General features: G+C 35.2%; 28 protein-coding genes. 25 read left to right on the top strand and 3 right to left on the bottom strand.

The genetic code is table 11. The features are described 5' to 3' along the window. The 8 genes from RWM19_RS04400 to brnQ all read left to right on the top strand — a co-directional run bounded on the left by RWM19_RS04400 (nt 1) and on the right by brnQ (nt 8,533). Complete coding sequence (locus RWM19_RS04400) at nt 1-933, top strand: ABC transporter permease (protein WP_294023147.1); 933 nt, start codon at nt 1-3, stop codon at nt 931-933. Further along, nucleotides 933-1,796: an ABC transporter permease gene (locus tag RWM19_RS04395; RefSeq protein WP_294023146.1), complete on the top strand. Its 864-nt coding sequence runs from the start codon at nt 933-935 to the stop codon at nt 1,794-1,796. The genes RWM19_RS04400 and RWM19_RS04395 overlap by 1 nt, the downstream gene beginning before the upstream one ends. After that, entirely contained in the window at nt 1,793-2,779 is a 987-nt protein-coding gene (locus RWM19_RS04390) for an ABC transporter ATP-binding protein (RefSeq protein WP_313984154.1), read from the top strand. The genes RWM19_RS04395 and RWM19_RS04390 overlap by 4 nt, the downstream gene beginning before the upstream one ends. Further along, nucleotides 2,772-3,749 carry a dipeptide ABC transporter ATP-binding protein gene (locus RWM19_RS04385; RefSeq protein WP_313984152.1) on the top strand — a complete coding sequence of 326 codons (978 nt, stop codon included), beginning with the start codon at nt 2,772-2,774 and terminating at the stop codon, nt 3,747-3,749. The genes RWM19_RS04390 and RWM19_RS04385 overlap by 8 nt, the downstream gene beginning before the upstream one ends. A gap of 4 nt (nt 3,750-3,753) precedes the next feature. Further along, entirely contained in the window at nt 3,754-4,833 is a 1,080-nt protein-coding gene (locus tag RWM19_RS04380; protein ID WP_313984149.1) for a hypothetical protein, read from the top strand. Nucleotides 4,834-4,919: 86 nt separating this feature from the next. Further along, entirely contained in the window at nt 4,920-5,609 is a 690-nt protein-coding gene (locus RWM19_RS04375) for a phosphatase PAP2 family protein (protein ID WP_313984146.1), read from the top strand. Between the two features lie 15 nt (nt 5,610-5,624). Continuing rightward, nucleotides 5,625-7,187: a ribosomal protection-like ABC-F family protein gene (gene abc-f / locus RWM19_RS04370; protein ID WP_313984143.1), complete on the top strand. Its 1,563-nt coding sequence runs from the start codon at nt 5,625-5,627 to the stop codon at nt 7,185-7,187. Nucleotides 7,188-7,195: 8 nt separating this feature from the next. Beyond that, nucleotides 7,196-8,533 (top strand): branched-chain amino acid transport system II carrier protein, encoded by a 1,338-nt coding sequence (brnQ, locus tag RWM19_RS04365; RefSeq protein WP_313984141.1) that lies wholly within the window; start codon nt 7,196-7,198, stop codon nt 8,531-8,533. An 8-nt stretch (nt 8,534-8,541) separates the two neighbouring features. Here brnQ and RWM19_RS04360 read toward each other — a convergent pair whose 3' ends face one another. Beyond that, nucleotides 8,542-8,889: an HIRAN domain-containing protein gene (locus RWM19_RS04360; RefSeq protein ID WP_294025088.1), complete on the bottom strand. Its 348-nt coding sequence runs from the start codon at nt 8,887-8,889 to the stop codon at nt 8,542-8,544. Between the two features lie 247 nt (nt 8,890-9,136). On the opposite strand from RWM19_RS04360, the gene RWM19_RS04355 reads away from it, so the two are divergent. The 5 genes from RWM19_RS04355 (at nt 9,137) to RWM19_RS04335 (ending at nt 15,230) form a co-directional block, all read left to right on the top strand. Further along, nucleotides 9,137-10,354 (top strand): aminotransferase class V-fold PLP-dependent enzyme, encoded by a 1,218-nt coding sequence (locus tag RWM19_RS04355; protein WP_294020193.1) that lies wholly within the window; start codon nt 9,137-9,139, stop codon nt 10,352-10,354. Between the two features lie 71 nt (nt 10,355-10,425). Continuing rightward, nucleotides 10,426-11,979, top strand: a complete 1,554-nt coding sequence (locus RWM19_RS04350) for a Cof-type HAD-IIB family hydrolase (protein WP_313984134.1) — start codon at nt 10,426-10,428, stop codon at nt 11,977-11,979. Nucleotides 11,980-12,072: 93 nt separating this feature from the next. After that, nucleotides 12,073-13,422 (top strand): PTS transporter subunit IIC, encoded by a 1,350-nt coding sequence (locus RWM19_RS04345; protein WP_294023137.1) that lies wholly within the window; start codon nt 12,073-12,075, stop codon nt 13,420-13,422. 20 nt (nt 13,423-13,442) lie between these two features. Continuing rightward, entirely contained in the window at nt 13,443-13,745 is a 303-nt protein-coding gene (locus tag RWM19_RS04340) for a PTS sugar transporter subunit IIB (RefSeq protein ID WP_294023136.1), read from the top strand. A gap of 36 nt (nt 13,746-13,781) precedes the next feature. Continuing rightward, the gene (locus tag RWM19_RS04335; RefSeq protein ID WP_294023135.1) at nt 13,782-15,230 is read left to right on the top strand and encodes a hypothetical protein; all 1,449 of its coding nucleotides are present in this window, start codon (nt 13,782-13,784) and stop codon (nt 15,228-15,230) included. 70 nt (nt 15,231-15,300) lie between these two features. Here RWM19_RS04335 and RWM19_RS04330 read toward each other — a convergent pair whose 3' ends face one another. Beyond that, complete coding sequence (locus tag RWM19_RS04330; RefSeq protein WP_294023134.1) at nt 15,301-16,104, bottom strand: DeoR/GlpR family DNA-binding transcription regulator; 804 nt, start codon at nt 16,102-16,104, stop codon at nt 15,301-15,303. A 217-nt stretch (nt 16,105-16,321) separates the two neighbouring features. On the opposite strand from RWM19_RS04330, the gene ulaG reads away from it, so the two are divergent. From ulaG to RWM19_RS04295, 7 genes are read left to right on the top strand one after another with little or no spacing between them, the layout of a single operon-like run. Beyond that, a complete protein-coding gene (gene ulaG / locus RWM19_RS04325; protein WP_313984128.1) occupies nt 16,322-17,386 on the top strand; it encodes an L-ascorbate 6-phosphate lactonase in 1,065 nt (354 codons plus the stop codon). Between the two features lie 13 nt (nt 17,387-17,399). Next, nucleotides 17,400-17,855, top strand: a complete 456-nt coding sequence (locus tag RWM19_RS04320; RefSeq protein ID WP_294025092.1) for a PTS sugar transporter subunit IIA — start codon at nt 17,400-17,402, stop codon at nt 17,853-17,855. A 17-nt stretch (nt 17,856-17,872) separates the two neighbouring features. Beyond that, a complete protein-coding gene (locus tag RWM19_RS04315) occupies nt 17,873-19,333 on the top strand; it encodes a PTS ascorbate transporter subunit IIC (RefSeq protein WP_294023132.1) in 1,461 nt (486 codons plus the stop codon). 7 nt (nt 19,334-19,340) lie between these two features. Continuing rightward, a complete protein-coding gene (locus RWM19_RS04310; RefSeq protein ID WP_006525163.1) occupies nt 19,341-19,634 on the top strand; it encodes a PTS sugar transporter subunit IIB in 294 nt (97 codons plus the stop codon). A 47-nt stretch (nt 19,635-19,681) separates the two neighbouring features. Beyond that, entirely contained in the window at nt 19,682-20,731 is a 1,050-nt protein-coding gene (locus tag RWM19_RS04305) for a hypothetical protein (RefSeq protein ID WP_313984123.1), read from the top strand. 2 nt (nt 20,732-20,733) lie between these two features. Beyond that, entirely contained in the window at nt 20,734-21,423 is a 690-nt protein-coding gene (araD, locus tag RWM19_RS04300) for an L-ribulose-5-phosphate 4-epimerase (RefSeq protein ID WP_294025095.1), read from the top strand. Continuing rightward, nucleotides 21,413-22,264, top strand: a complete 852-nt coding sequence (locus RWM19_RS04295) for an L-ribulose-5-phosphate 3-epimerase (RefSeq protein ID WP_313984117.1) — start codon at nt 21,413-21,415, stop codon at nt 22,262-22,264. The genes araD and RWM19_RS04295 overlap by 11 nt, the downstream gene beginning before the upstream one ends. A 78-nt stretch (nt 22,265-22,342) precedes the next feature. On the opposite strand, the gene RWM19_RS04290 is transcribed toward RWM19_RS04295, so the two are convergent. Continuing rightward, nucleotides 22,343-23,128: an HAD-IIB family hydrolase gene (locus RWM19_RS04290; RefSeq protein ID WP_313984114.1), complete on the bottom strand. Its 786-nt coding sequence runs from the start codon at nt 23,126-23,128 to the stop codon at nt 22,343-22,345. A 190-nt stretch (nt 23,129-23,318) separates the two neighbouring features. Here RWM19_RS04290 and agaB point away from each other — a divergent pair, with 190 nt between their 5' ends. The 5 genes from agaB to RWM19_RS04265 all read left to right on the top strand — a co-directional run bounded on the left by agaB (nt 23,319) and on the right by RWM19_RS04265 (nt 26,983). Beyond that, nucleotides 23,319-23,792, top strand: coding sequence for a PTS galactosamine transporter subunit IIB (gene agaB / locus RWM19_RS04285; RefSeq protein WP_294020211.1), 474 nt, complete (start codon nt 23,319-23,321; stop codon nt 23,790-23,792). 14 nt (nt 23,793-23,806) lie between these two features. Next, the gene (gene agaC / locus RWM19_RS04280; protein WP_294024928.1) at nt 23,807-24,610 is read left to right on the top strand and encodes a PTS galactosamine transporter subunit IIC; all 804 of its coding nucleotides are present in this window, start codon (nt 23,807-23,809) and stop codon (nt 24,608-24,610) included. Further along, nucleotides 24,597-25,397 (top strand): PTS galactosamine transporter subunit IID, encoded by an 801-nt coding sequence (gene agaD, locus RWM19_RS04275; protein WP_294024930.1) that lies wholly within the window; start codon nt 24,597-24,599, stop codon nt 25,395-25,397. The genes agaC and agaD overlap by 14 nt, the downstream gene beginning before the upstream one ends. Before the next feature lie 323 nt (nt 25,398-25,720). Then, complete coding sequence (locus tag RWM19_RS04270) at nt 25,721-26,347, top strand: DUF4230 domain-containing protein (RefSeq protein WP_294209319.1); 627 nt, start codon at nt 25,721-25,723, stop codon at nt 26,345-26,347. Between the two features lie 27 nt (nt 26,348-26,374). Next, nucleotides 26,375-26,983: a DNA-3-methyladenine glycosylase I gene (locus RWM19_RS04265; RefSeq protein WP_313984106.1), complete on the top strand. Its 609-nt coding sequence runs from the start codon at nt 26,375-26,377 to the stop codon at nt 26,981-26,983. Nucleotides 26,984-26,999: the final 16 nt, after the last annotated feature.

The raw sequence follows: 26,999 nt of genomic DNA, 5'->3' as shown, positions 1-26,999 counted from the left end.
ATGGGTAAATATATTTTAAAAAGAGCACTGTTGGCAATAATGATTATCTTTGCGATTTCCTTACTTACATTTATCGTTTTAAATGTAATTCCAGGAGACGTCGTAGCCGCAATGCTTGGTGAATTTGCAAGTAAAGACGCAATTGAAACTGCTAGACACCAACTAGGTCTTGATGTGCCTTTGCCACTCCAATATTTGCGTTGGCTACAAGGCCTACTTACAGGAAATTTAGGCACTAGTTACTTCCAACGTAAAGCAGTATTAACTTTAATTTTACAAGCATTTAAATATACATTTGTGATGGCGATTGCGGCATACATTATCGCAATCGTAATCGGATTATTATTTGGCGTATTAGCAGCGGTATACCACAATCGTATTATTGATCGTATTCTTATGTCGCTTTCTGTCTTTGGTATCTCAGCGCCATCGTTTTGGATTGCGATTATCTTACAGATTTTTGTTGGTTTGAAACTTGGCTGGTTTCCAGTATCAGGTGTGAAATCTGCAATATGGTGGGTGTTACCGTCATTTTCGCTAGGCATTCGATCTGCCGCATCGATCGCACGTGTTACACGTACGTCGATGTTAGAAGTAATGAAACAGGATTATATCCGTACAGCATTTGCGAAGGGTATTAGTTATCCAAGAATCATCTTCTTCCATGCATTCCGTAATGCACTAATTCCAATTATGACGATTCTTGGAAACGACTTTGGTGTGTTACTAACAGGATCGATGATTACCGAGAATGTATTTAATATTCCAGGTATCGGTAAGTTATTGATTGATGCAATCAATCGTCGTGATATTCCGCTTGTACAAGGCGGTGTCATCTATGTGGCAGCGATATGTGTACTTGTATATTTTGCGGTAGATATATTATATGCAGTTGTTAATCCAAACATACGTTTAACAAAGGAGGTTAACTAATGAAGAAAAATAATTTCTATAGTGAATCCTTCCAACGTTTTTGTAAAAATAAAGTCGCAGTTGTATCAGCACTCATTCTAATCAGTTTGATTATTATTTGTTTTATCGCTCCACTGATTACTAGTTATGACCCTGAAAAGCAAGCATTGTCAGAGCGACTATTATCACCTAGTTTAAAGCACTGGTGGGGTACAGACCAGTATGGTAGAGATATCTTTACACGTTGTGTGTATGGTTGTCGTGTATCACTATCAGTAGGTATTATTTCGCAATTAATTGCGACAATTATCGGATACTTTATGGGTGTTACAGCAGGCTATGTCGGTGGTAAAACAGATGATGCAATTTCATTTGTAATGCAGGTATTTTCTTCGTTTCCATTTTTGTTATTTGCGATGGCATTAATGTACGCATTAGGACCAGGTATTACAAATCTATATATCTCACTGGGTTTATTGAGTTGGGCAAGTACTGCCAAATTAATTCGTGGGCAAGTAATGCAGCTAAAGGGCCAAGAATACATTCAAGCATGTAAGGTAGATGGTGGTTCTACATTACGTATTATCCTAAAGCATTTATTCCCAAACTGTATTCCAATGTTAATTGTTTCGATTACGTTAGGTATTCCTAGCGCAATCTTATCGGAAGCTAGTTTAAGTTATTTAGGTTTAGGCGTACCTTCACCAAAGCCAAGCTGGGGATCGATGATTGCGGAATCACAGGATTTTATTCGTAGTAATACGTATTACAGTTTATTCCCAGGTTTATGCATTATCGTTACAGTAATGGCCTTTAACATGATGGGTGATGGACTACGTGATGCCTTAGATCCTAAATTACGTATTTCAAGAGGTGAACTATGAGCCAAAATACAGTATTAGAGATTAAAGACTTAGAAGTAGAACTCTTGTCAGAAAAGGGGCCACTTCCAGTCATAGATAAAGTAAATTTATCTATCAAAGAGGGCGAAATTGTAGGTATTGTAGGTGAAAGTGGTTGCGGTAAATCCATGCTGGCATCTGCGATTATGAATCTTTTGAATTCACCCGCAAAAATCGCAGCTGGTACGATATTCTATGCAGGCCAAGATATGACAACACTCAGTCCACGAGAGTTTCAAAGAATACGTGGAAAAGATATTTCTATGATTTTCCAAGAGCCAATGACTTCATTAAATCCGTTGATGAAAGTTGGTAAGCAAATTGAAGAAGCTATCAAAGCGCATGAGAAAGTTTCAAATACTGAACTTAAAGAACGTGCCATCGCTGCGATTCGTGATGTAGGGATTCCGCAACCGGAAAAGGTTTATCATGATATTCCATCCAGATTATCTGGTGGTATGAGACAGCGTATTATGATTGCGATGGCACTTGTTTGTCATCCAAAGCTACTTATCTGTGATGAGCCTACTACAGCTTTGGACGTAACGATTCAAGCACAGATTCTTCGCTTAATAAAGAAGCTACGTGATGAAACAAATACTGCAGTCATTTTTATCTCCCATGATATGGGAGTGATCTATCAGATGGTTGACCGTGTTATTGTCATGTATGCAGGTCAATTTGTGGAAAGTGCTCCATGTAAGAAGTTGTTTGAAAAGCCATTACATCCTTACACGATTGGTTTACAGAATGCAATTCCACAAATTAATAAACAACAATCTTCTCTACAAGATATCCCCGGTTCAGTACCGATGTTGGATAACTTGCCAGAAGGATGTTTGTTCGCACCTAGATGTCCATTTGCGAAGGGCGAATGTTTTACGAAGAAAGTTAGCCTCAAGCACTATGATGATCATGACGTTCGTTGCTTGTTGGTAGATGAAGGAGGATGGCACAATGAGTGAAATCATTCTTGAAGTTCAAAATCTAAAGAAATACTACCAACAAGGTACACTATTTCAAAAGAAGGAAAGTGTAAAAGCAGTTGATGATGTAAGTTTTGTACTACATTGTAAAGAGACACTTGCGATTGTTGGGGAAAGTGGATGTGGTAAATCAACAACAGTAAAATCATTAATTCGTTTGACGGAACCAACTTCAGGGAAGGTTATCCTACATGGAGAAGATTTTACAAGTTTAAAAGGAAAAGAGTTACGCGAAGCGAGAAAGAAGTTAAAGATTATTTTCCAAGATCCATATTCTTCTTTAAATCCACGTATGACGGTACGAGATATCATTGCGGAGCCAATTGATATTGAAAAAACTTGGAAAACACGTAGTGAGCGAGAAGAAATGGTATTAGAAACCATGAAACTTGTTGGACTAGATCCAACGTGGATCAATCGTTATCCACATGAATTCTCTGGTGGTCAAAGACAACGGATTGGAATTGCACGTGCAATTATTTTAAAACCAGATATTGTTATCTGTGATGAACCAGTATCTGCGTTGGATGTTTCTATCCAAGCAAAAATTATTAATCTATTAAAACAACTACAAGAAGAATTGAACATTTCTTATATCTTTATTTCACACGATCTAGGTGTTGTAAAACATATCGCAGATCGTATTCTAGTAATGTATTTAGGACATGTTGTTGAAGAGGGGAGTTGTGCGGATATCTTCAATCATCCATCACATCCTTATACACGAACATTATTAAATGCGATTCCTACAATTGGTGTAGAGATGAGTGAAAATACACTGATTGAAGGTGATCTTCCATCACCATCTAATCCACCAAAAGGTTGTGTATTCCACACCAGATGTCCTTTTGCGAAAGAGGAATGTGCACTCAAACAACCAGAAGTTAAAGACCTAGGAAATGGTCATCAATATGCATGCATACTAAATGCAGAAAATGAAAGTGAGTAAACTTATGGAATTTAATCGTGAACAAATTGAAAAGAACTTCCGCGAGCGTATCAAAGGATTGTCATCCGTATTTGGACCTAGCGGTTTTGAAGAAGAAGTCGCAGAACTTATCAAGCAAAACTTAGCTGATTCAGACTTCACACATTCTACAGATGTGCTTGGTAATTTAATTTATCATCGTAAAGGAACTGGTGATAAGAAGATTTTGATTGCGGCACATATGGATGAAATTGGTTTGATTATTCGTCATATCGACAGTAAAGGATTTATTTGGGTAGATACACTTGGAGGTTTCGCGCCTCAACAGTTCTTTGGCAAGCGCGTCATCATTAAGACAGATGAAGGTAAGCATATCAATGGTATTATTAATTCACTTCATCCTGGAAGACCAGACCGTTGTACAACAATGCCTTCTTCCGTACATGAATTCTTTATTGAAGTGGGTTGTGAATCTCGCCAAGAGGTATTAGACCTTGGTATCGAAGAGGGAAATGCAGTTTCGATCGACTATCCAGTAATTGAACTTGGTAAGCATAAATTAGGTGGTAAGGCACTGGATGATCGTGCACTCGTGTTTATCTTGGAAGAAGTTGTACGCTTACTACAAGGTAGAGAAGACATTCCTGATTTCTATGCTGTATTTACAACCCAAGAAGAAGTAGGTGCTCGTGGTGCTATTGTGGCTGCGACAAACATTAAACCTGATATTGCGATTGCTTTAGATATGAGTCTTGCGACAGATATTCCAGGTGTTCCAGAATCGGAATACATCAACGTATTAGGTAAGGGAACATCCATCAAGGTGATGGATAAACTTTCTACTTGTATTGGTGGCTTGATTGCACATCCACAGCTTGTGCGTGATTTAAAGAAGGTTGCAAAGGATAATCAGATTCCATACGGAATTGAAGCGTATGCGGCTGGTGCGACCGATGCGAGCTTTATGCAGACATTAAATGGTGGTATTATCGCTGGTGGTGTCCAGATTCCAATGCGTTATGTACATAGCTATGAAGTCGTCGATGTACGAGATGTTGTTGATACAGTTGAATTATTATATCGATACATCCTTACACAGGCATAGGGAGGTAATTTACCTCCTTTTTTGATGATAACGATAGGAGATTTACATTGTCTACGATATAATAAGCGATGTGAAAGAGGACGATTATGAAATGGTTAAAAGACTGTTTAAATAAGAGGTTTTTCAAGATTCCAGTGTATGGATATATCGCTGGAATAGGCATGTTTATTTTGCAGAGATATATGTATCTTTGGGCAAATGATATTAGTCTTGCGCTTGGAATTAGCTGGCATACAACTAAGATTGCATGGTTGGATGATTTGATTCCACTATTTCTTCCTTTCATTACTGTTTATATCTTGTCGTATTTTTTCTGGATTTATGGTCCAATGGCTGTAGCGAAAGATGGAACAAAGGACCATTTCAAAGATTTCTTGATTGGAATGTTTGTCGCCTATTTAATTGGCGCGATTGTATTTACAGTCTATCCTACACGTATGGATCGTGTTGCAGAGAACCTTCTTAATGATAATCCTGGTGTGCTAAATCAAGCACTGCAGTGGATTTACAATATGGATGGTGGCCGCTATGGTACAAACTTAGCACCAAGTTACCATTGTTTGATTAGCACTTGTTGTTATATGGGAGTCGCAAAATGCCCTGAGTACGCAAAGTCCTATCGAATCTTCTCCGCAGTATTCTGTGTTTTGATTTTCGCAAGTACGGTATTATGTAAACAACATTATTTCATCGATATTCCTGCAGGGATTATTATTGCGTATATCTCAATGAGACTAGCATTAAAACATCACTGGGGAAAAGTTTTAACATTTTAAAGTAAAGAGGTAGTCATGAGTATATTGAACGTTGAACATTTATCACATAGCTTTGGAGATCGTGTCATCTTTGATGATGTGTCTTTTCGTCTTTTGAAAGGTGAACATATTGGTTTAATTGGCGCAAATGGTGAAGGTAAGTCAACGTTTATGAAAATTGTGACTGGTCAACTCATTCCGGAAGAAGGCAAAGTGGAATGGGCAAAACATGTCATCACTGGATATATGGATCAGACAGCTATCTTAACAAAAGGTAGCACAATACGTATGGTCTTACAGACAGCCTTCGATGAACTTTTTGAAATGGAAAGTCGCATGAACCAACTTTATATGGATATGGCAGATGAGTCCATCAGTGAAGCACAGATGGATGAGATGATGAGTGAAGCGGGTTCATTAGCGGATGTACTAAATGCACATGACTTCTATATGATTGATGCGAAGATTGATGAAGTATCACGTGCATTGGGCCTATATGATTTAGGTTTGGATAGAGATGTTGTGGATTTATCAGGCGGACAACGTACAAAGGTCTTACTAGCCAAACTCTTACTCCAAAAGCCAGATATTTTACTCTTAGATGAACCTACAAACTATCTCGATGTAGAACATATCACATGGTTACAGAAGTACTTACAAGAATATGAGAATGCGTTTATTTTAATTTCACATGATATTCCATTCTTGAATAGTGTCGTCAATATTATCTATCACATGGATAATAGTGCACTTACAAGATATGTAGGTGATTATGATAAGTTTATGGAAGTCTACGAAGTTCGCAAGGCACAAAAAGAAGCTGCCTATAATCGCCAACAAAAAGAAATTGCAGAGTTAAAGGACTTTGTGGCTAGAAATAAAGCACGAGTCTCTACACGTAATATGGCGATGTCACGACAGAAGAAACTGGATAAGATGGAGATGATTGAAAAGACTATCGAAAAACCAAAGCCAGAATTCTCATTCCGTACAGCACGTACACCAGGTCGCATCATCTTTGAGACAAAACAACTCGTAATTGGTTATGATACACCACTTTCCAAGCCACTTGATTTTCTTGTGGAAAGAAAAGAGAAGGTGATCCTCAGTGGTGCCAATGGTATTGGTAAGACAACACTTTTAAAGAGTCTACTTGGTATTATTCCACCATTATCTGGTGAGATTGAAAAAGACCAATACCTAGAGATTGGATACTTTGAACAAGAAGTGTTTGGTGATAATGATAAAACATGCTTGCAGGAAATTTGGGATACATTCCCAGCATGGACACAATATGAGTGCCGTGCGGCACTTGCTAAGTGTGGTTTAACAACAAAGCATATTGAAAGTCGTATTCAAGTACTTTCTGGTGGCGAGCAGGCAAAGGTCAGACTTTGTAAGTTAATGAACCGTGATGCGAATATTCTCGTATTAGACGAACCTACAAACCACTTGGATGCGGATGCGAAGGATTCATTAAAACAAGCATTATTAGATTATCAAGGAACTGTGCTAATGGTATGTCATGAGCCAGATTTCTATGAAGGTTTAGCAACTCGTGTTGTGGATTGTACTGAATGGACAACACGTATTATTTAAGGAGTTCTATGAAAAAATTAACAATAAAAGAATATCTATTACTTGGATCAATGTTGTTTGGAATGTTCTTTGGTGCAGGTAATTTGATTTTCCCAGTATATATGGGACAGTTATCCGGTGCCAACAGTATTCCAGCGATTATTGGTTTCTGTATGACTGGTGTAGGTTTACCACTACTTGGAATCGCCGCAATCGGTATCTCAAAGAGTGAGGGGCTATTTGATGCCTCAAAGAAGGTATCCACAGGGTTTAGTTACTTCTTCACAGTTATCCTATATTTGAGTATTGGTCCATTATTTGCGATTCCAAGAACAGCGACGGTTAGTTTTACAACAGGAATTACACCATTTATTTCATCTGATCAAACACAACTTGGATTATTTATCTATACACTGATTTTCTTTGCGCTAGTGCTACTATTCGCTTTGCGTCCATCGAAGATTATGACTTGGATCGGGAAATATATTAACTCAATCTTCTTAGTATTATTATTCTGCTTATTGGTATTAGCATTTATCAAACCGATTGGAGCTTTTACATCTGTACAACCAGTAAATAGTTATGTATCACAACCATTCTTTACAGGTCTTTTAGAAGGTTACAACACGATGGATGCTTTAGCCTCTCTAGCATTTGCGATCGTACTCATTAACGCAATCAAGGAATTTAAAATCAAGGACGCAAAAGAAATTGCGAAGATTACGCTCAAGAGTGGAATTATAGCAGTCTTATTAATGGCAATCATCTATTTTGGATTAACAATCTTAGGTGCACAATCTGTACTACTGCAAGGTGCTAGTGAAAATGGTGGTGTTGCCTTAGCAATCCTTGCAAAACATTATTACGGCTCAATAGGAAATGTATTGCTTGCAGGAATTATGATTTTCGCATGTTTAAAGACAGCGATAGGTCTTGTGACTTCTTGTGCAGAAACATTTGTTGAGGTATTTCCGAAGTCACTATCCTATCGTGTTTATGCGATTGGCTTTACACTCATTTCATTCCTATTATCAAACTTTGGATTAGATCGTATTCTTAAGTACTCATTACCTGCATTACTATTTCTATATCCAATTACGATTGTATTTATCTTCTTGTTGTTGGTTGGAAGCTTTGTAGGAGAGAATAAGATTATCTATCAATCTACGATTATCGCAACAATTATCGCTGCGTTTATCGATACCTTTTCTAAGCCATCCTATACATTCATGCATAGTACATTTACGGATGGATTAGTAAATCTATATCAGAAATTACCAATGTATGAAATTGGATTTGCATGGGTAATCTTCTCTGTGATTGGATTACTCATTGGTTTCATATTATCAAAGACAATAAAAAAATAGCCTTGCGGCTATTTTTCGTTACATGCATTCTGCTGGTAAGCTTGGACTTCAGAAAAAGAAGGATCTAAAACAACTTTACAAATGATATAATCCTCGGATTTGAAGGTAACGACTGCTTCTGCAGTTTGTCCAATTTTATCATAGAGTCTACCAGCACTCATACATTCTCCAATCACAGTTTGAACGCTGTTTGCGACATATCCGATTTTACCAAAAGGGATATGATTTACCTGAATAGATTCAGTGTCATATTCGTTATTTGTATCTTTCTTGAGATAAAGGATATCTCCTTTTTCAACCATTTCTGTACCATAGCGGTAGAGTGTTCCTGTAACTGTTATATAAACTTCTTTCATGGATAAATCCCTCCTTGTTTATCTATTAGTACTATATAGGAGGGGTTGTACATAAAATATGCCAGATTAGAATTACTTTTAAGAATTTGGTTAAATATAAGAATTATAAATTTAATTTAATGCAATTATACTGATTGAAAGTATCATAAAATTATTGTTTCAATCATATAATACGATTGAACTAAGGAAAGAAAACAATTATTGTATAAGCATAAAGATGTATAAATTATAATTTTGGGTGATAAATATGGATGTTAATATAATACGTACAGATTTCCCTATTTTTTCAAATAACGCTAATTATATATATTTTGATAATGCTGCAACGACTTTTAAGCCTAAATGTGTACTTGAGAGAATAAAAAATTTCTATGAGAATAGTACGTCTAATATACATAGAGGAGAGTATTTAATTGCACGTGAGAATAATGAACTCTTTGATCAAACTAGAACGTCATTAGCTCGATTAATCAATTGTAAAAGTGAAGAGATTATATTCACTTTTAATACAACGCAAGGATTAAATCAGATTGCATATAGTTTTGGAGAAAATCTATTAAAATCTGGTGATGTTATTTTGACTACAAAAATTGAACATGCATCAAGTCTGCTTCCATTTTTTAGACTTGAAAAAAAATATGGTATAAAAATCAAATATATAGATGTTGAAGAAAATGGAAGTATATCTCTAGATAAATTGGAAAAATCTATCAACGAAAGAACGAAAGCAATTGTGATTGCACATGTAACAAATACGCTAGGCGGTGTTAGACCAATAAAAGAAATTTGTAAAGTTGCACATAATCATAATATGCTTGTTGCTATAGATGGTGCTCAGTCTGTTCCACATATGCCGATAGATGTTAGAGATTTAGATTGTGATTTTATGGTTTTTAGTGGGCATAAAATGTGCGGGCCTGATGGGGTAGGTATACTGTTCGGAAAGTATAATCTACTAGAAAAGATGGACCCACTATTAATGGGTGGCGATATGTCATATAGATTTCAAACAGATGGAACATTAATTCTTAAAAGTATTCCATATAGGTTTGAAGCTGGAACACCGAATATTGAAGGAGTGATAGGATTGGGTGCTGCAGTAGATTATCTGATGGAAATTGGTATGAGTAATATATATCGTTATGAACAGAAATTGCGAAAATATCTACTAGATAGATTAGTGAATTTAAAAAATATCAAAGTTTTAAATCAAAATTCGGATACCGGTCCAATTCTATTTAGTGCATATGGTGTTATTGCTTTGGATGCAGCTAGTTTTCTTTCTAGTCGTGGTATAGCGGTTAGAAGTGGTGATCATTGTGCGAAAACTTTAAACGAAGTAATAAAAAAATCATCTACTGTTAGAATTTCTTTATATTTCTATAATACTAAGGATGAGATAGATAAACTTGTTGATGCAATTTCTGATATTTCAGTTGAATCTGCGACAGGGTCTTATTTCTAAATGAAAATTATATTGAGTAATTAAATGTGAGTCTATTCATAGTAATAAATTATTTTGAGGAGGTAATTATTATGTATGATTTGTCTCAAATGACATATATTGAAGCTAAGAAAAAAATTCTTTTATGTGATGCAATAATTGTGCCACTTGGAAGTGTGGAACAACATGGTTATGTACTTCCGCTAAATACAGATAATATAATATGCATGCATATTATAAATGATTTGTGCGAAAGGTTTAATTTAGCGCATTTACCTCTAGTTCCTTTTGGACAGACTTGGAGCTCTTCAAATTTTCCTGGAACAATTTCTATAGCTCCAACCAATATGCAAAATTATATTTGTGATATCGCTCTCTCATTAGAAAAAGCAGGGGCAAAAAAAATAATATTTTATTCTTTTCATAATGGAAATCAAGAAGTAATAAAGCAATGCGCAAGATCATTGTACGAACAATATAATAATATGTATTATCTTAACTCCAATAATATGAAAAGAATATGTGAGAATATTGAAGAAATAACATTTAAACATAATATATGGCATGCAGGTGAAATAGAGGTTTCTTTAATGATGTATTTATCTCCTGATGACATCCGAAATAATAAGCTGAACAATTCTGAGGTGGATAATAATATTGCGGATTTAAAACCAATGAAATGGGATAGATTTAATCCGAATGGATCATTTGGTGATACAACTCTCTCATCAGTTATTAAAGGCAAAAAAATTTATTCAAATTTATTGAGGGAATTGAATGAACAAGTCGAAAAAATAATTAGCGATAATCAAAGAATTAGTGATATTGAATTGTTTGTGTCGGATTTAGATGGAACATTATTGACAAATAACAAAATGGTTACTACATATTCAATAGAAGTTATAAATAGATTAAGAGAAAATAATGTTGCTATATGTATTGCTACAAGTAGAAATATACATATGTCTAAACAGATTATAAAGGCGATTGGGGATAGAGATTTATATCTGATATCTGATAATGGTGCATATGTATATGACTGTATGAAAAATATGCCAATTTATGAGAAAAATATTAATCTAGAGGATGCAGAAAATGTAATTAAATATTTAATAAATAATAAGCATAGATTCGTAGCATATTCTTCATCTGCGATGTATTGTTTCTTGTTAAATGAAGAGATCAAAAAAAAGATAATAAAAGTAAGAAGAATTGAAGAAGAGCAGAAACTAGATAATCTGCTAGTTACAAAAAAAATTAATAGTTTTGATGATATTGATTATCCTGCTAAGCTACTGAAGATAGTTATATATTTAGAACAAAAAAATGATATAAACGATATTTCTACTAATCTAAAAAATGATTGCGTAAGTTTCGAGCAAACTGGCGAAAGATATTGGTCTATTTGCCACAGAGTAGTTTCAAAAGAGAATGCATTAAGATATTTGCAGAAATACCTTTTTATAAATTGCGAAAATACAATTGCATTTGGAGATTTTGATAATGATATTTCTCTATTCAAACGTGCGAAGTATAAAGTTGCAATGTCTAATGCATCAGACTCATTAATTATGCATTCTAACTACATGACAGATACGAATGATTCTGATGGTGTAGCAAAATTTTTGAGTGAAAAAATACTTTAAAGATATGCATACATGAAAATTGATTTCAAGAATTACTGAGTATAATTAGCCCATTAAAGAGAGAACCATATAATTTGAAAAGGAGGATATAATATGGATAAAATTCTCAATTTATTTTTGCGACAGATTCTTGGACAGCCGTTTTTATTAATTCCTATCGTTGTTTTGATTGGCTATTTGGCAATGGGGCAAAAAATCCAAAAAGCAATAATAGGTGCAATTAAAGCTTCGATTGGTGTTCTTGTAATGGGAATGGGATCGGGAGCATTGATTGGTAATTTTAATAAGGTTATTACAGCTGTAACAACAATTACAGGACTCAAAGGAGCTGGACTAAACACTTATCCAACAATGACAGCAGCCTATGAAGTTATGGATAAAATGCTGGGTGATGGTACTGGAGCTTCTTGGGGTATCTATGTACTCTTATTTGCATTCTTGATAAATGTAGTCATGGTAGCACTTAGAAAATATACCCGTATTCGTGCTCTTTATTTGACAGGAAATGCAATGATTGTACAAGCTGGAATTACAACATTCTTAGTTTGGAAATTTTTAAATACTGGTGCGATTGCTACAATTGCAATAGCTTCTGTAATTACAGCATTATACTGGGGTATTTTCTCAACGTTACTAATTAAACCTACCCAAGAAATTACAGGTGCTGATTTTACAATTGCTCATCAGCAGATGTTCTCTAATTTCTTAGCATACAAATTAGCCCCATTTATTGGTGATCCTAAAAAAGATAATATTGAGAAAAAGAAATTGCCAGCATCACTGAGTGCGCTACAGGATAATATTATTGCTACATTCATAATGATGTTCATTTCCTTAATAATTATTTTCTTTATTATTGGTAAAGATGGTATTGACTGGCTAAGAGGTGCTGATGGATTAAAACAAGCTGGTCTTTCAAATAATGTAATATTCTTGCTCTGGACATCGCTGACACTTACTGCAAATATATTTGTATTACTTGCCGGTGTAAGAATGTTTGTTGGTGAAATTATGATGTCATTTAAGGGTATTTCAGAGAAGATTCTACCTGGTGCTGTTGCTGGAGTAGACTGTGCTGCATTATTTTCTTTTGCACCTAAGTCTGTCGTTTTAGGTTTGATGTTTGGAACAATTGGACAGTTAATTGGTTTATTACTATTAGTAGTGTTTAAATCACCAATATTCTTGATTCCTGGATTTATTCCATTGTTTTTTGATAATGCGACAATTTCAATTTATGCAAATCATTATGGTGGTTGGAAGGCTTCTGCACTAATTGTAACGATTAACGGTTTGATTCAGATACTTGGATCAGCTCTTGTAATATATTTAGTTAATCTACTGTGGTGGCAAGGAAGTTCTGATTATTCAACAATTTGGCTAGGAATAACAGCACTCTTGAAGTTTGTTGGCTCATTATTAGGTATTACACCTGCAGCTTAGTAATTGGAGGGGAAGACAATATGATTAATGTTCTATGTGTGTGTGGTAATGGTATGGGTACAAGTACTATTACAAAAATAAATGTAAAAAAAATATGTGACAATCATAATATCGATGCAAATTTAGAATCATGCTCATTTGGAGAAGCTCTTTCATTCTTACCTACAACGGATATAGTAATTTCTACACCTGAATGGGTATCAACGTTGCCTCCAGGAAATTATGAAAAAATTGTTGTGAAAAATATATTTGATAATGAAACAATTGATAAGTTTCTGGTGCAACTTATGAAAGATAATTTTCCAGATGAAAATTGTGAATAACGAAAGTCGGTATTAAATTAAGAGGAGGAAAAGTATATGGAACACTTAGATAATACAAGTGCTTTAAATTTAAAACTAAATGTGCAACCTGTTTTTGTTAGTTTAATGCATATTCATGAATTTATGGGGCCATGTCGATACGGGTGTGGAAAAGAACTGAGTTATGAATATGATAGAGAACGCGCAATGGAGGCAAATGATTTATTTATTGATGACTTAGAAAAATATGTGAATCATAATTTAGTTAATTTATTACCACCAAAATTTTTAGAATGGCATGAAGATTTTTATGTGAAAGAAGAAGAAATTAATGATGTATTAGAAAAAAATAACATAGTAGATGTTTATTTGATTTCAGGTACAAGATTAGTATCTTATGTATCGACTATAATTGCAAAGAGATCACATCGTGCAATTGCTTTTTGCCCATTATCCAATAGTATACAATCTAGACTAGGTGGAATCGATGCTTCAGCAAATCTACATGCATTAGGTATACATGATATTTGTAATGCGCTAAATTATGATGATCTAAATAAGTATTTCCGATTGAAGCGTGCAATTAAGGCAATTTCAAAAACAAAGTTAATGTTTGCGGTAAGAACTAATGTATTATCTTATGGATGTGTAAGTTCGTTTATAAACTTGCAAGATATTACAGATAAATTTGGAATGGAAATATTAAATTGCAGCGGAGTTGAATTCTTTAAGGATTTAGATGAAATGTCTGAAGAAGATAATAAACGAGCACAGGAAATTGCAGATGCATTGGTTGCAGAGGCCCATGGAATGCATATGCCTGCAGAAAATGTTGTGAATGATGTTCGTTTCTATATTGCTGTAAAGAATAAGTTAAATGCTTCTGAATGTAATGCATTTACTATTCCGTGTTTTGAAATGTGCGCTACACGTCAGTTAAATGCTAGACATCTTACCTTCTGCTTAACAAATTCTTTGCTTAAAGATGAAGGAATACCAGCAGCTTGTGCAGCTGATGTTGGTTCTGTTGTTTCTCTATCAATTCTAATGAATTTATTCTTTGCAGCCCCACATATGGGTAACTGCATGGTTATGCTAAAGGACATTGATAAGAATCAGATGAGAATATTACATGATGTTCCTTGCAGAAGAATGAAAGGGTTTGATAAACCTGATTTACCAATTGAATATGTCTCCTTTACTCAAGGTAAATGGGGTGCAACAATGAGATATGATTTCGCACAAGATTCCGGTGAAAAGATTACAATGATAAATATGAGTCCAAGAATGGATAAAATGATGATTGCAACAGGAACAATAAATGGCTGTGATGACTTCTTGCGCGAAGAATGTCGCTTAGCTGTAGATTTTACAGTTGCTAATGCAAGGGACTTCCATGCAAAGCAAGAATATTTTGGACAGCATTATGCATGGGTTTATGGAGATGTGAAAGAAGATCTAATTAAATTCTGCAATATGATGAATATTGAGGCTGTAATTGCATAAAATATCTAAGATAAAACGTAAAAAGCAGGTTTATGAAAATCTGCTTTTTACTTAATAGTTCTATTGTAAGTTATTGATGATTAATTGCTGTTGAACTAAGTGGTTCAACGGTATGTATAATGATGCTTGGGTTAGAATCTTGAATCTTTAAAAGTTCATCTTCAGGTGCATTAATATCCGTGATAAGAAAATGAATTTTACTCACATTAGCTGAAATGTAATTGTGTGTTTGTCCAACCTTAGTATAATCGCAGATAATAAATATATTACCTAAAGTATTTCTGACCATAGTTTCGTTAATTGCTGTTTCTGAGAAGATTGCAGTAGTAACACCACTAGTATTACTAATACCACTACATCCTAAAAAGCATTTATTTGCACGAATTTTAGATAAGTTATTTAACGCAAAATCACCAACCATAGCTTCCTTTGGATAACGTAGTTCTCCACCAGTCAATACGATACTAATTAAAGGACTATGTTTGACTAAGACCATTTTTGCGTTATTAGTAATTATGGTACAACGCTTATTTAAAATATACTGTGGGATGAGCAGAGCTGTAGAACTTGTATTAATGAATACGGTATCGCCATCTTCGATATAACTTGCTGCCATTTTGGCGATGGCATGTTTATAACGCTCGTTTGTGAAGTCACTATTATCATGGTCAACCATATGTTGAACGATTTTTGCACCACCGTGATAACGGATAATCGCCCCACGATCTTCCCAATATTGTAGGTCACGACGAATAGTAATCTCAGAAACATTGAAATCATTCATTAACTGCTTGACAGTAACATCTCCTAATTTTTGGATAATCATCATAATGTCATCACGACGTTTTTGAACAATCTGATAGTCTACTTTCATATTTTGTTCTCCATCTTTGAAATGATTATATCATTTAATGAATGAACAATCATAAAAACTTTTTGAATTTATCAAAATCATGTCAAAATGTACTATACAAATATATAAAAATGATTAAATCTAACAAATAAATCGTAAAAATGATTAAATGAACATATAATTCTTTGATAATCAAAAAATGTGTTGGTATGATAAAACCATCACAAAGGAGGTTATCATGCCAAAAGTAAATGAAATTACAAGGGAGTCTTGGATTTTAGGTGCATTCCCAGAATGGGGAACATGGCTAAATGAAGAGATTGACAACACAGTTGTTGAACCTGGTACATTTTCAATGTGGTGGTTGGGATGTGTAGGTGTATGGTTTAAAACAGAAAATGACACAAACATCGCAATCGACTTATGGTTTGGTAATGGAAAGAGAACACAAAAAGTATCATCCATGGCCCCATACCATCAAATGAGAAATATGATGGGCGTTGAAAATCTACAACCTAATCTGCGTGCAGCACCAATTGTTTATGATCCATTTGGTGTAACAAAGTGTGATGCAGTATTAGCAACTCATTATCATAATGATCATATCGACCCATTCTTTGCGGCAGCTGTATTAAAGAACTGTAGCAATGATGTGCCATTTATTGGACCATTAGAGTGTGTGAAAAAGTGGGTTGGCTGGGGTGTTCCGGAAGAGCGTTGTAAAGTTGTTAAGCCAGGGGATATCATTACAATCAAGGATACAAAGATTCATGTATTAGAATCCTATGACAGAACATGTTTAGTCACTACTGAAGTTGGTGAAGATATTGCAGGTATCTGTCCTACAAACATGGATCAAAAAGCAGTCAACTACTTAATCGAGATGCCTGCAGGAACTGTATATCATACTGGTGATTCGCACTATAGTATCTGTTATGCGGACATCGGTAAGAAGTACAATATTGATATTGCCTTCGGTGCGTATGGTGAAAACCCTGTAGGATGCCAAGATAAGATGACATCTGTTGATATGTGCAGAATGGGCGAAGCAACTAACGCAAAGGTAATTATTCCTTTACACCATGATGTATGGACAAATATGAAGGCAGATCCAGAAGAAATTATGTTAGTATATAACTTCAAGAAGGATACACTGAAGTATAAGTTCCATCCATTCATTTGGGATGTGGGTGGTAAGTATACATGGCCATTAGATAAAGACTTATTGAAATTCCACTATCGTCGTGGATTTGAAGACTGCTTTACAAAGGAGCGTAATGTTCCATTCCCAAGTATTCTATAATTGGAGAAAATAAATGTTATTACAAGAAATACTAGATAATCATCTGACTAGCTACCATCAAGATTTTCCAACCTGGCAAGATGCCATCAAAGGGTGTGGAGAAACGTTGATTGAACAAGGATTCATCGATAATCGTTATGTAGAAGCAATCATTAAATGTGTTACAGAATATGGACCATACATCGTGATTTGTCCTAATGTAGCAATGCCGCATTCTACGCTTGGTGCAGAGGGTGTATACAAAACTGGTATTGGTTTTATGAAAGTAGAGAAGCCAGTTGCATTCGATGATAATGATAGAGAAAAAGACGCAAGGCTATTCTTTACACTCGCTGCTGTGAATCATGATCAACATTTAAATAATATGATGCAGCTATCTGAACTATTAATGAACGAAGAGGTCGTAAATGACTTACTAGAAGTTCACAATGATGATGATTTAAGAAATGTCATCGAAAAATATAAATAATATAATTAGGGGGAAATATGAGCATTTTATACGGAATTTGGGTATGGTTCGCAAGTAATATCTTGACCAAACCAGCATACTTTATTGGTTTAATCGTTTTAATTGGTTACATTCTTCAGAAAAAGACTTGGTATGATTCACTAGCCGGCTTTATCAAGGCAACTGTTGGTTTCTTAATCTTAAGCGTAGGTTCTGGTGGACTAGTTAGTAACTTTAGACCAATTCTTGTTGGATTAAAAGATCGCTTTAACTTAGATGCAATGGTTATCGATCCATACTTCGGACAAAATGCAGTGCAGTCAGCAATGGAGGGAATTGGACGTAGCTTCTCACAAGTAATGTTCCTATTGTTAATTGCATTTATCTTTAACTTAGTTCTTGTTAAGTTTAACAAGATTACAAAATTACGTGCAGTATTCACAACAGGCCACGTTCAAATGCAACAGGCCGCAACAGCATTCTGGTTAATTCTATTCTGCTTCCCACAGTTGGGTGATACACCAATGTTAATTATCATGTCACTTATTCTTGGTTTATACTGGGCAGTTGGTTCTAACCTCACAGTTGAAATTTCTCAGGACTTAACAGATGGTGGTGGATTCTGTGTGGCTCACCAACAGATGTTTGGTATTGCATTCTTCTCATACTTATCCAAGAAGTTATTTGGCAATAAGAAGAATTCTAAGAGAATTGAAGATATCCAATTACCTGGTTTCATGTCAATCTTCAATGAAAACATGGTTTCTACAGCTATCTTAATGATGATCTTCTTTGGTGCTATCATGGCTGTATTAGGTAAGGATTACTTCATTGAAACAAAGGTTCTTAAAGAAGGCGCAAGCTTCTTCATGTATGTAGTAGATACATCACTTAAGTTTGCTGTATATCTAGCTATCTTACAACTTGGTGTACGTACATTCGTAACAGAATTAACAAACTCATTCCAGGGTATTTCCAATACATTCTTACCTGGTGCTGTTCCTGGTATCGACTGTGCAGCTACATATGGATTTGGTAGCCCTAATGCAGTAACTATCGGTTTCTTATTCGGTGCATTAGGTCAGTTTATCGCTATCATCGCATTACTATTATTGAAGTCTCCAACAATTGTTATTGCAGGGTTCGTTCCAGTATTCTTTGATAACGCAACAATTGCTGTATACGCAAATAATAAGGGCGGCATTAAGGCTGCTATGTTATTCCCATTTATCTCAGGATTATGCCAAGTATTCGGTAGTGCTTTAATCGCTGGTGCAGTAGGACTTGCGGCTCATGGTGGTTATTTAGGTATGTGGGACTGGGCAGTTGTATGGCCAATCTTCACTGTTATCATGAAGTATGCAGGATTCATTGGTTTAGCAATTATCTTAGTAGTGCTAATCTTGATTCCACAGTTACAATATCGTAGCCATCCAGATACATATTTCTTATGTGTAGAGGATTACGAAGCTTATAAAGAAAAAGTAAAGAAGGAGTGAACAACAAATGATTAAAGTTTTAGTCGCATGTGCAAATGGAGCCGGAACATCTTTGATGATGAAGATGAGAGTGGAAAAGGCATGTAAAGATTTAGGTGTAGAGGTATCTACAATTCATCACTGTTCTTTATCAGAAGGTAAGAGTGCGGCAACTCAATATGATGTTGTATTTTGCCCACTAAACTTTAAGAACATGTTTACAGATGCAGAGAAAAAAGGCGTTAAAATCTGTGGCATGAAGAACGTACTATCAGATAAAGAAGCACAAGCACTTTTAAAAGAAGCAGGCTTTGCAGAATAACAACGAAAGCTACTGCTGAGCAGTAGCTTTTTAGAAAGGTTTACTGAATGAAAGTAAATAAGAAAGTATTGGGTACTTTAAATAAGTGTTATGCATTAGCACAGGTAGAATTCGATGGGAAGAACTATCTTGCATGTGCTGCTGAAAAAGAAGACCCATGTTACTTATATGATTATGAGGGAAACTTTGTAGAAAAGTTGTGGGATGGACCTGGTGGTGTGATGTCATTAGAACAGTATCCAAACCAGACATATCCTACATTACTTGCGACTTGGAAGTTCTACTCTCCAAATAATGGAGCAGAATCTAAGATCGTATATTACCTCAGAAAAAATGGCGAGTGGCAGATTCATACATTATGCAAGCTTCCATTCGTACATCGCTTTGGTGTGATTGAAAGAAATCACCAGAAGTATCTTGTGGCTTGTACGCTAAAGAGTGCACATGCATTCAAAGATGACTGGACATGTCCTGGAAGAGTGTGGGTAGCTAAGTTACCGGAAGATATCTCCATCTATGATGAAGATCATCAGTTAGAACTTACACCGTTAATCAGTGGTCTGACACAAAATCATGGCTTCTTTAAGACAGAAGAAGAGGATTATCAGATTGCCATCGTTGGCACAAAGAATGGCATCTTCAAGGTCGTTCCACCAGCAGATGAAAATGGTGAATGGACATACGAACAACTTACGACTGATCCTGCTTCCGATATGTTGTATCTAGACTTTGATCAGGATGGACAAAAGGAACTAATGACTTTCGCACCATTCCATGGTGATACATTAGCTGTTTATAAACTAGTAGATGGCTCATATCAGAAGGTGTGGGAAGATGAAAGAAAGATGCCATTCTTGCATGCAATCTATCCATTAGAGATGAATGGCAAGGTATATGGTATCTATGGTTATCGTAGGAATGAACTAGAGCTCAACCTACTTTCTTACGACAAAGAAACGAATACATATGTCAGTGAAAACTTAGATTGTAATGCAGGTCCTACAAATGCACTAGCGTTTAAAGATGGAGATGTACAGAAGATCTTTGTATCAAATCGCGAAACAGATGAGATTGCACTGTACACGATTGAGGAATAACTATGTTAGAAGAATTAAAACAAAAAGTATATGAGGCAAATATGATGTTGCCTAGAAATGGACTTGTAGTCTTCACCTGGGGTAACGTTTCTGGTATCGACCGTGAAAAGGGTTTAATGGTTATCAAGCCATCTGGTGTTGAATATGATCAATTAAAACCAGAAGATATGGTCGTCGTAGACGTAAAAACAGGTGAAAAGGTAGAAGGTAAATATAAGCCATCTTCCGATACGGATACACATCTAGTGTTATATCGTAATTTCCCTCACATCGGTGGTATCGTACATACGCATAGTAAGTGGGCAGTTAGCTTTGCCCAGGCTGGGGTAGGTGTTCAACCGATGGGAACGACACATGGTGACTACTTTTATGGTGAGATACCATGTACAAGAAAGATGAGCGAAGAAGAAATCGCCGGACAGTATGAACTGGAAACAGGAAATGTCATCGTCGAAACATTCAAGGATAAAGAACCGGATGATGTTCCTGCAGTACTCGTACATAGCCATGGACCTTTTACTTGGGGAACAGATCCATTCAATGCAGTACATAACGCAGTTGTATTAGAAGAAATCTGCTTTATGAACTTCCATGCACACATGTTAAATCCACAAAAGGGAAATATGCAGCAGGAACTCTTAGATAAACACTATCTACGTAAACATGGAAAGAATGCATACTATGGACAATAAAGTTTATCGTTTGGGAATGTATGAAAAATCCATGCCTAAAGAATTATCTTGGGAAGAGAAACTCACTATCTGTAAAGAATCTGGCTTTGATTGGTTAGAGATTTCTATCGATGAAACGGATGATAAACTAGCTCGCTTGGATTGGAATCAAGAAGAGAGAGATACAATCAAACAAGCAATCATAAAGACAGGTATACCTATTCATACGATGTGTCTAAGTGGACATCGTAAATACCCACTCGGTGATCTAGATCCAGAGATTGAAGAAAGAAGTCTAGAAATCATGGAGAAGGCTATCTACCTTGCACAAGATTTAGGAATCCGAATTATCCAATTGGCTGGATATGATGTTTATTACAAGGAAGGTAGTGCAGAAACTAAGAAACAGTTTATCAAGAATCTTCACATCGCTACCAAGATGGCAGCTAAGTACGGTATCGTCATGGGCTTTGAAACAATGGAAACACCATTTATGGATACAGTTGAAAAAGCGATGGAGTATGTAAATATCGTTGATAGTCCATACTTACAAATCTATCCAGATATTGGAAACCTAACCAACGCTGAGAAAATCTACGGAGTTTCAGTCATCGACGATATCCAAAAAGGTAAGGGCCATATCGTAGCAGCTCACCTAAAAGAAACAGTACCAGGCAAATATCGAGAGATACCATTTGGAACTGGACATACAGAGTTTGTACAAGACATCAGATGCCTAAAAGAAATGGGTGTACGAATGTTTACTGGTGAATTCTGGTATACAGGTGAAGAGAATTGGAAGGACATCTGCAAACATGCAGGAAGTTTCCTAAGAGATAAATTAGAACAAGTATTTGAGTAAAGAGCGTATAAAAAACGCTCTTTTTAAAATGAAAAGGTGATTATTATAATCACCAAAAAATTCAACTTAAAAGTCTTTTTAATCACTATCTAAAATAGAATGTATACCTTCATTTACACTATTTACATGGGTTGGGAATAACTTATAAATAGATGGTACAGCTGTTTCCATTGAGATAGGATAGCCACATGTCTGTAATATTTGTTTATCATTATCATTATCTCCAAACATCACAGTATTTTCTGCTGGTATGTTTAAATAGGAGAGTAATTTTAAAAAACCTGTACTCTTATTTACATTTTTTGGAGCGCAATCCAGCCAACATTTACCACCAACCTGGACAGTAATCTTTTCATTAAACATATCTACATAATCCTGATAATGCTCATATACACCATCTTTAAAATAAGCGGATATTTTTGTGTATGGCTCAGGAATGTTGAGTAAATCATCAACAACAGTCACATGATTTTTAACTGTAGTTGTTAAATGTTCATAATAACTTTGATTCTTTGGAGTGATATAGCATGTTTTCTCGCCAGAAACTAGGACTTCCGCATTTGAATCATTTTGTATTGTTGTGATGAGTTTTCTGGCGATGGTGGTATCCATGATCTCTTTTGATATGCATTCATTATGATAGAAGGTTAAGCAACCATTTAAGCAAAGATAAGCGATATCATCTGCAACAGGTGCAAATAAATTACGCAGATTTGTATACTCTCTACCAGAAGCTGCCATGAATAGTATGCCTTTTTTATGTAGTTCACGAATCAGTTTGAAAATCTCGGAATCTAATGCCTTTGCACCATTTAAAAGAAGGGTTCCATCGATGTCACTAGCAACTAATTGAATATATTTCATAACTATATACTACAATACTTTAATGACTATGTATGAAATTTGTTGTGTGGAATGGTATTGCTTTTAGGAGTGTAGAGGACCATAATGGAATTAGCAATACAAAAAGAGAATCATTCTCATGCATTATAATGATATTTCACCATAATGCATGTTCAATAATTTATCCGAAATAGAAAGGAGATGAAGTAACATGAAAGGGGATAATATTTTATTGACTAGAATTGATAATCGTCTTGTACATGGACAAGTAGGAGTTACTTGGACACAAACATTAAATGCAAATTTGATTGTAGTTGCAGATGATGTTGTTGCAGAAGATGAATTACAGAAATCATTGATGACAGTAACTGCGAAATCAAGTAATGTTGGGATTCGCTTTTTCACGATTCAAAAAACTGCTGATGTGATTGATAAAGCATCTCCTGATCAACACATTTTCTTAGTTGTACGTAATCCACAAAGTGCTCGTGCATTGGTAGAAAAAGGTGTACATCTAAAAGATTTGAATGTCGGTAATATGCACTTTGCACCAGGTAAGAGAGAACTTTCTAAGAAAGTATATGTTGATGATACAGATATGGACGATTTGAAATTTATAGTCTCAACAGGAACGAATGTATTCATACAGGATGTTCCAGGAACACAAAAAGAAATGATTAAATAATAGAGGAAATCAATATGGAAATTACATTTATACAGGGATTGTTATTATCAATCGCTGCAATGATCTTCGGCATCGATTTCTGGTTGGAATCATTCTTTATCTTCCGACCACTAATCGTTTCTACAATTACAGGTATGATTCTTGGAGATGTAAAGCTAGGTTTAACAACTGGTGCTTTAACTGAACTAGCATTTGCTGGATTAACACCTGCAGGTGGAACACAACCACCAAACCCAATTCTAGCAGGTGTAATGTGTACAGTAATCGCCTATACAACAAATGTTGATGGACAAGCTGCACTTGGACTTTGCTTGCCATTCTCATTTTTGATGCAATATGTTGTTTTATTCTGCTATTCTTCATTCTCATTCTTTATGGGAGTATGTGATAAGGCGGCAGAAAATGGCGATACAAAGAAGATTGCACAGATGAACCTTCTGATGACAGGTATCGTAGCACTACTCTATGGAGTGGTTGTATTTGCATGTACATTCTTAGCGCAGGATGCGATGAGTGCACTAGTTAATCAAATGCCTGAATTCTTGACACATGGTTTAACTGTTGCGGGTGGAATCTTACCGGCTATCGGTTTTGGAATGTTACTAAATGTTATGATGAAGCCAAAGTACATTCCATACTTTATTGCAGGTTTCTTAGCAGTATGCTTTATCGACATGAAGAATTTACTTCCAGTCGCATTAATGGGTACAGCCTTTGCATTATTTGATTTCTATAATGCAAAGCAACGTCAGGAAGAGATTAAAGAAGCAGTTAAAAATTTGAAGGTGGATGGAGGTGACGACCATGTCGGAATCTAAACGTGTACTAACAAAGAAAGATATTACGAATCTTGCAATTCGCTCATCATTATTACAAGCTGGTTTCAGTTATGAAAGAATGCAAGCTGCGGGTTGGTTATATGCACAACTTCCTGCATTAGAGAAGATTTATAAAGATGATAAAGCAGGTCTATCTGCCGCAATGGTAGATAACATGGAGTTTATCAATACACATCCAAACTTAGTTGGATTCTTAATGGGGTTATTAGTTTCACTAGAAGAACAACATGAAAATCGTGATACCATCAAGGGTTTGAAACTTGCGCTATTTGGCCCTATCGCTGGTATTGGTGATGCAATTTTCTGGTTCACATTATTACCAATCATCGCTGGTATTTCATGCTCATTTGCTTCACAGGGTTTGATTTTAGGTCCAATTATCTTCTTTGCATGTTATCTCATTATTTGGTTACTGCGTATTGTTTGGACACATATGGGATATAACCTAGGTATCAAGTCATTTGAAAAGTTACAGGAGAATTCATCTATTATTGCTAACTCTGCAACGATTCTAGGTATCACTGTTGTTGGTGCATTAATCGCAAGTTACGTAAATATTGAATTACTACCTGTTATTACAGTAAGTGGAGATATTTCAGTAGGAGTACAGGAAGCTTTCTTTGATACAATCTTCCCTAAACTACTCCCGATGGCATATACCTTACTTATGCTTTACTTCTTAAAGAAGAAACAGGTATCACCAGTTATCTTGATTGTTGCAACAATCGCTATTTCAATTATTTGTTCCGCAATTGGACTTCTATAGATTTATGAAGCTATGCAAACTATCGATATAACGATATCTATGCATAGCTTTTATAATGGGATTTATGTAGGATGAAATACTAACGGACTTTATATATTGACGTATAAATATGGAAAGTCTTAATATAAACAAATATAATAAAGAAGTAGTTTTACTCAGTTTTAAGATTCACCAAGTATTGGGAGGAAAAATGAAGAAAATTATTTTAGTAGCAATTTTTGTGGTTATAGTTGTTGTATTGTATTTATTAAATCCATTACTTGCAATTTTAGCTGCTGTATTGGGAGTATTTGTTCTACTAAAGTTATAATTAGGGAGAGAATATGAAAACAATTAAGAAATTTCTTGGAATTAAAATATCTTTATGGGTATTATTGCTGATTTGCGCAATTTTATTAGGTACTTATCTATATGGCTATACACAAAATAATCCGAAAAATAATAGCCAGTCTTCATCTATGGTTCAATATATACAAGAGGCTAATGAAGTTGTATTTTTGAATGTGGGTATTGAAAAAGTAGTTACCGCTAAGAATCAAACTACTATTCCATGGACAGATATTGGAATCCCTTTTTCAGAGAAAAAATCTATTATTATTCTAAATTACGCTGCAAAGCTTGGTATTAGAACACATGTTAAAGTGGAACAGATTAGCGAGAAAAAATATAAAATCATTGTTCCTAAATACGAAGTGTTAGGAATTGAATTAGACAAAACAAATCCGTATCAGCTTTATGATAGTTCTGGTGAGTTATTAAGTTATTCGACACAAGACATTGATACTGGCACTCTTGTTGCACAAACTCTTTCTAACGAAGAACAAGAAAAGTATCTAGAGAAATATGTTGAGAATATTAATGACTCTGCGAAGAGTTACTACAAGGCATTATTCCAGTCGATTAGTAAAGATATTGAATTAGAATTTGAATTCTCAGGGCAAGCCAAATAGGCTTGCTTTGTGCATAGGAGACTAACTATGGCATGCAATTGGAAAGATAGCAGTAAACAAATGCAAGAATATCATGATCAAGAGTGGGGCATTCCAACGCATGATGATCAGAAGTTATTTGAGTATCTTGTATTGGAATCCCTACAAGCAGGGTTAAGTTGGGAATTGATTATTCGTAAAAGGGAAGTGATACGAAAGTGTTTTTGTGACTTTGATGTTGAAAAAGTTGCGTCTTTTGATGCTGATGACATTGAGCGTATCATGCATACAGATGATATGATCAAATCTTTAAGAAAAGTGAATGCAATGATATCAAATGCGAAAGCATTTAGAGATGTTCAAAAGGAATTTGGTGGTTTTGATAAATATTTATGGTCTTACAGTAACGATAAAACAATTTGTTATAAAAGACATGAGCAGGGAATTAATATTTCTAAGAATGATTTATCTACACTCATTAGTACTGATTTAAAGAAACGTGGGTTTAAGTATGTTGGACCTGTTATTATTTATTCGTATTTACAGGCTTGCGGTATGATCAATGATCATGATAAAGACTGCATTTGTTATCAGAAAATTAAGAATCACTATCCATGCATTACAATGGATGAGGAAGATATCTATAAAATGTTCTAGAGGTTAAGTAAAATAC

This window comes from uncultured Solobacterium sp. (assembly GCF_963517755.1).
Taxonomy (GTDB): Bacteria; Bacillota_I; Bacilli_A; order Erysipelotrichales; family Erysipelotrichaceae; genus Bulleidia.
Note: the sequence above shows the minus strand (reverse complement) of the source record. Positions and strands in the feature narration are given on the sequence as shown.

What these genes read in the sequence shown, in the direction of transcription:
- abc-f (WP_313984143.1), top strand. Translation starts at nt 5,625, where the DNA reads ATGAGTATATTGAACGTTGAACATTTATCACATAGCTTTGGAGATCGT.
- RWM19_RS04345 (WP_294023137.1), top strand. Translation starts at nt 12,073, where the DNA reads ATGGATAAAATTCTCAATTTATTTTTGCGACAGATTCTTGGACAGCCG.
- RWM19_RS04265 (WP_313984106.1), top strand. Translation starts at nt 26,375, where the DNA reads ATGGCATGCAATTGGAAAGATAGCAGTAAACAAATGCAAGAATATCAT.
- RWM19_RS04270 (WP_294209319.1), top strand. Translation starts at nt 25,721, where the DNA reads ATGAAAACAATTAAGAAATTTCTTGGAATTAAAATATCTTTATGGGTA.
- RWM19_RS04295 (WP_313984117.1), top strand. Translation starts at nt 21,413, where the DNA reads ATGGACAATAAAGTTTATCGTTTGGGAATGTATGAAAAATCCATGCCT.
- ulaG (WP_313984128.1), top strand. Translation starts at nt 16,322, where the DNA reads ATGCCAAAAGTAAATGAAATTACAAGGGAGTCTTGGATTTTAGGTGCA.
- araD (WP_294025095.1), top strand. Translation starts at nt 20,734, where the DNA reads ATGTTAGAAGAATTAAAACAAAAAGTATATGAGGCAAATATGATGTTG.
- RWM19_RS04335 (WP_294023135.1), top strand. Translation starts at nt 13,782, where the DNA reads ATGGAACACTTAGATAATACAAGTGCTTTAAATTTAAAACTAAATGTG.
- agaC (WP_294024928.1), top strand. Translation starts at nt 23,807, where the DNA reads ATGGAAATTACATTTATACAGGGATTGTTATTATCAATCGCTGCAATG.
- RWM19_RS04375 (WP_313984146.1), top strand. Translation starts at nt 4,920, where the DNA reads ATGAAATGGTTAAAAGACTGTTTAAATAAGAGGTTTTTCAAGATTCCA.
- RWM19_RS04400 (WP_294023147.1), top strand. Translation starts at nt 1, where the DNA reads ATGGGTAAATATATTTTAAAAAGAGCACTGTTGGCAATAATGATTATC.
- RWM19_RS04385 (WP_313984152.1), top strand. Translation starts at nt 2,772, where the DNA reads ATGAGTGAAATCATTCTTGAAGTTCAAAATCTAAAGAAATACTACCAA.
- agaD (WP_294024930.1), top strand. Translation starts at nt 24,597, where the DNA reads ATGTCGGAATCTAAACGTGTACTAACAAAGAAAGATATTACGAATCTT.
- RWM19_RS04390 (WP_313984154.1), top strand. Translation starts at nt 1,793, where the DNA reads ATGAGCCAAAATACAGTATTAGAGATTAAAGACTTAGAAGTAGAACTC.
- RWM19_RS04320 (WP_294025092.1), top strand. Translation starts at nt 17,400, where the DNA reads ATGTTATTACAAGAAATACTAGATAATCATCTGACTAGCTACCATCAA.
- RWM19_RS04330 (WP_294023134.1), bottom strand. Translation starts at nt 16,104, where the DNA reads ATGAAAGTAGACTATCAGATTGTTCAAAAACGTCGTGATGACATTATG.
- RWM19_RS04380 (WP_313984149.1), top strand. Translation starts at nt 3,754, where the DNA reads ATGGAATTTAATCGTGAACAAATTGAAAAGAACTTCCGCGAGCGTATC.
- RWM19_RS04395 (WP_294023146.1), top strand. Translation starts at nt 933, where the DNA reads ATGAAGAAAAATAATTTCTATAGTGAATCCTTCCAACGTTTTTGTAAA.
- brnQ (WP_313984141.1), top strand. Translation starts at nt 7,196, where the DNA reads ATGAAAAAATTAACAATAAAAGAATATCTATTACTTGGATCAATGTTG.
- RWM19_RS04310 (WP_006525163.1), top strand. Translation starts at nt 19,341, where the DNA reads ATGATTAAAGTTTTAGTCGCATGTGCAAATGGAGCCGGAACATCTTTG.
- agaB (WP_294020211.1), top strand. Translation starts at nt 23,319, where the DNA reads ATGAAAGGGGATAATATTTTATTGACTAGAATTGATAATCGTCTTGTA.
- RWM19_RS04360 (WP_294025088.1), bottom strand. Translation starts at nt 8,889, where the DNA reads ATGAAAGAAGTTTATATAACAGTTACAGGAACACTCTACCGCTATGGT.
- RWM19_RS04305 (WP_313984123.1), top strand. Translation starts at nt 19,682, where the DNA reads ATGAAAGTAAATAAGAAAGTATTGGGTACTTTAAATAAGTGTTATGCA.
- RWM19_RS04340 (WP_294023136.1), top strand. Translation starts at nt 13,443, where the DNA reads ATGATTAATGTTCTATGTGTGTGTGGTAATGGTATGGGTACAAGTACT.
- RWM19_RS04350 (WP_313984134.1), top strand. Translation starts at nt 10,426, where the DNA reads ATGTATGATTTGTCTCAAATGACATATATTGAAGCTAAGAAAAAAATT.
- RWM19_RS04290 (WP_313984114.1), bottom strand. Translation starts at nt 23,128, where the DNA reads ATGAAATATATTCAATTAGTTGCTAGTGACATCGATGGAACCCTTCTT.
- RWM19_RS04355 (WP_294020193.1), top strand. Translation starts at nt 9,137, where the DNA reads ATGGATGTTAATATAATACGTACAGATTTCCCTATTTTTTCAAATAAC.
- RWM19_RS04315 (WP_294023132.1), top strand. Translation starts at nt 17,873, where the DNA reads ATGAGCATTTTATACGGAATTTGGGTATGGTTCGCAAGTAATATCTTG.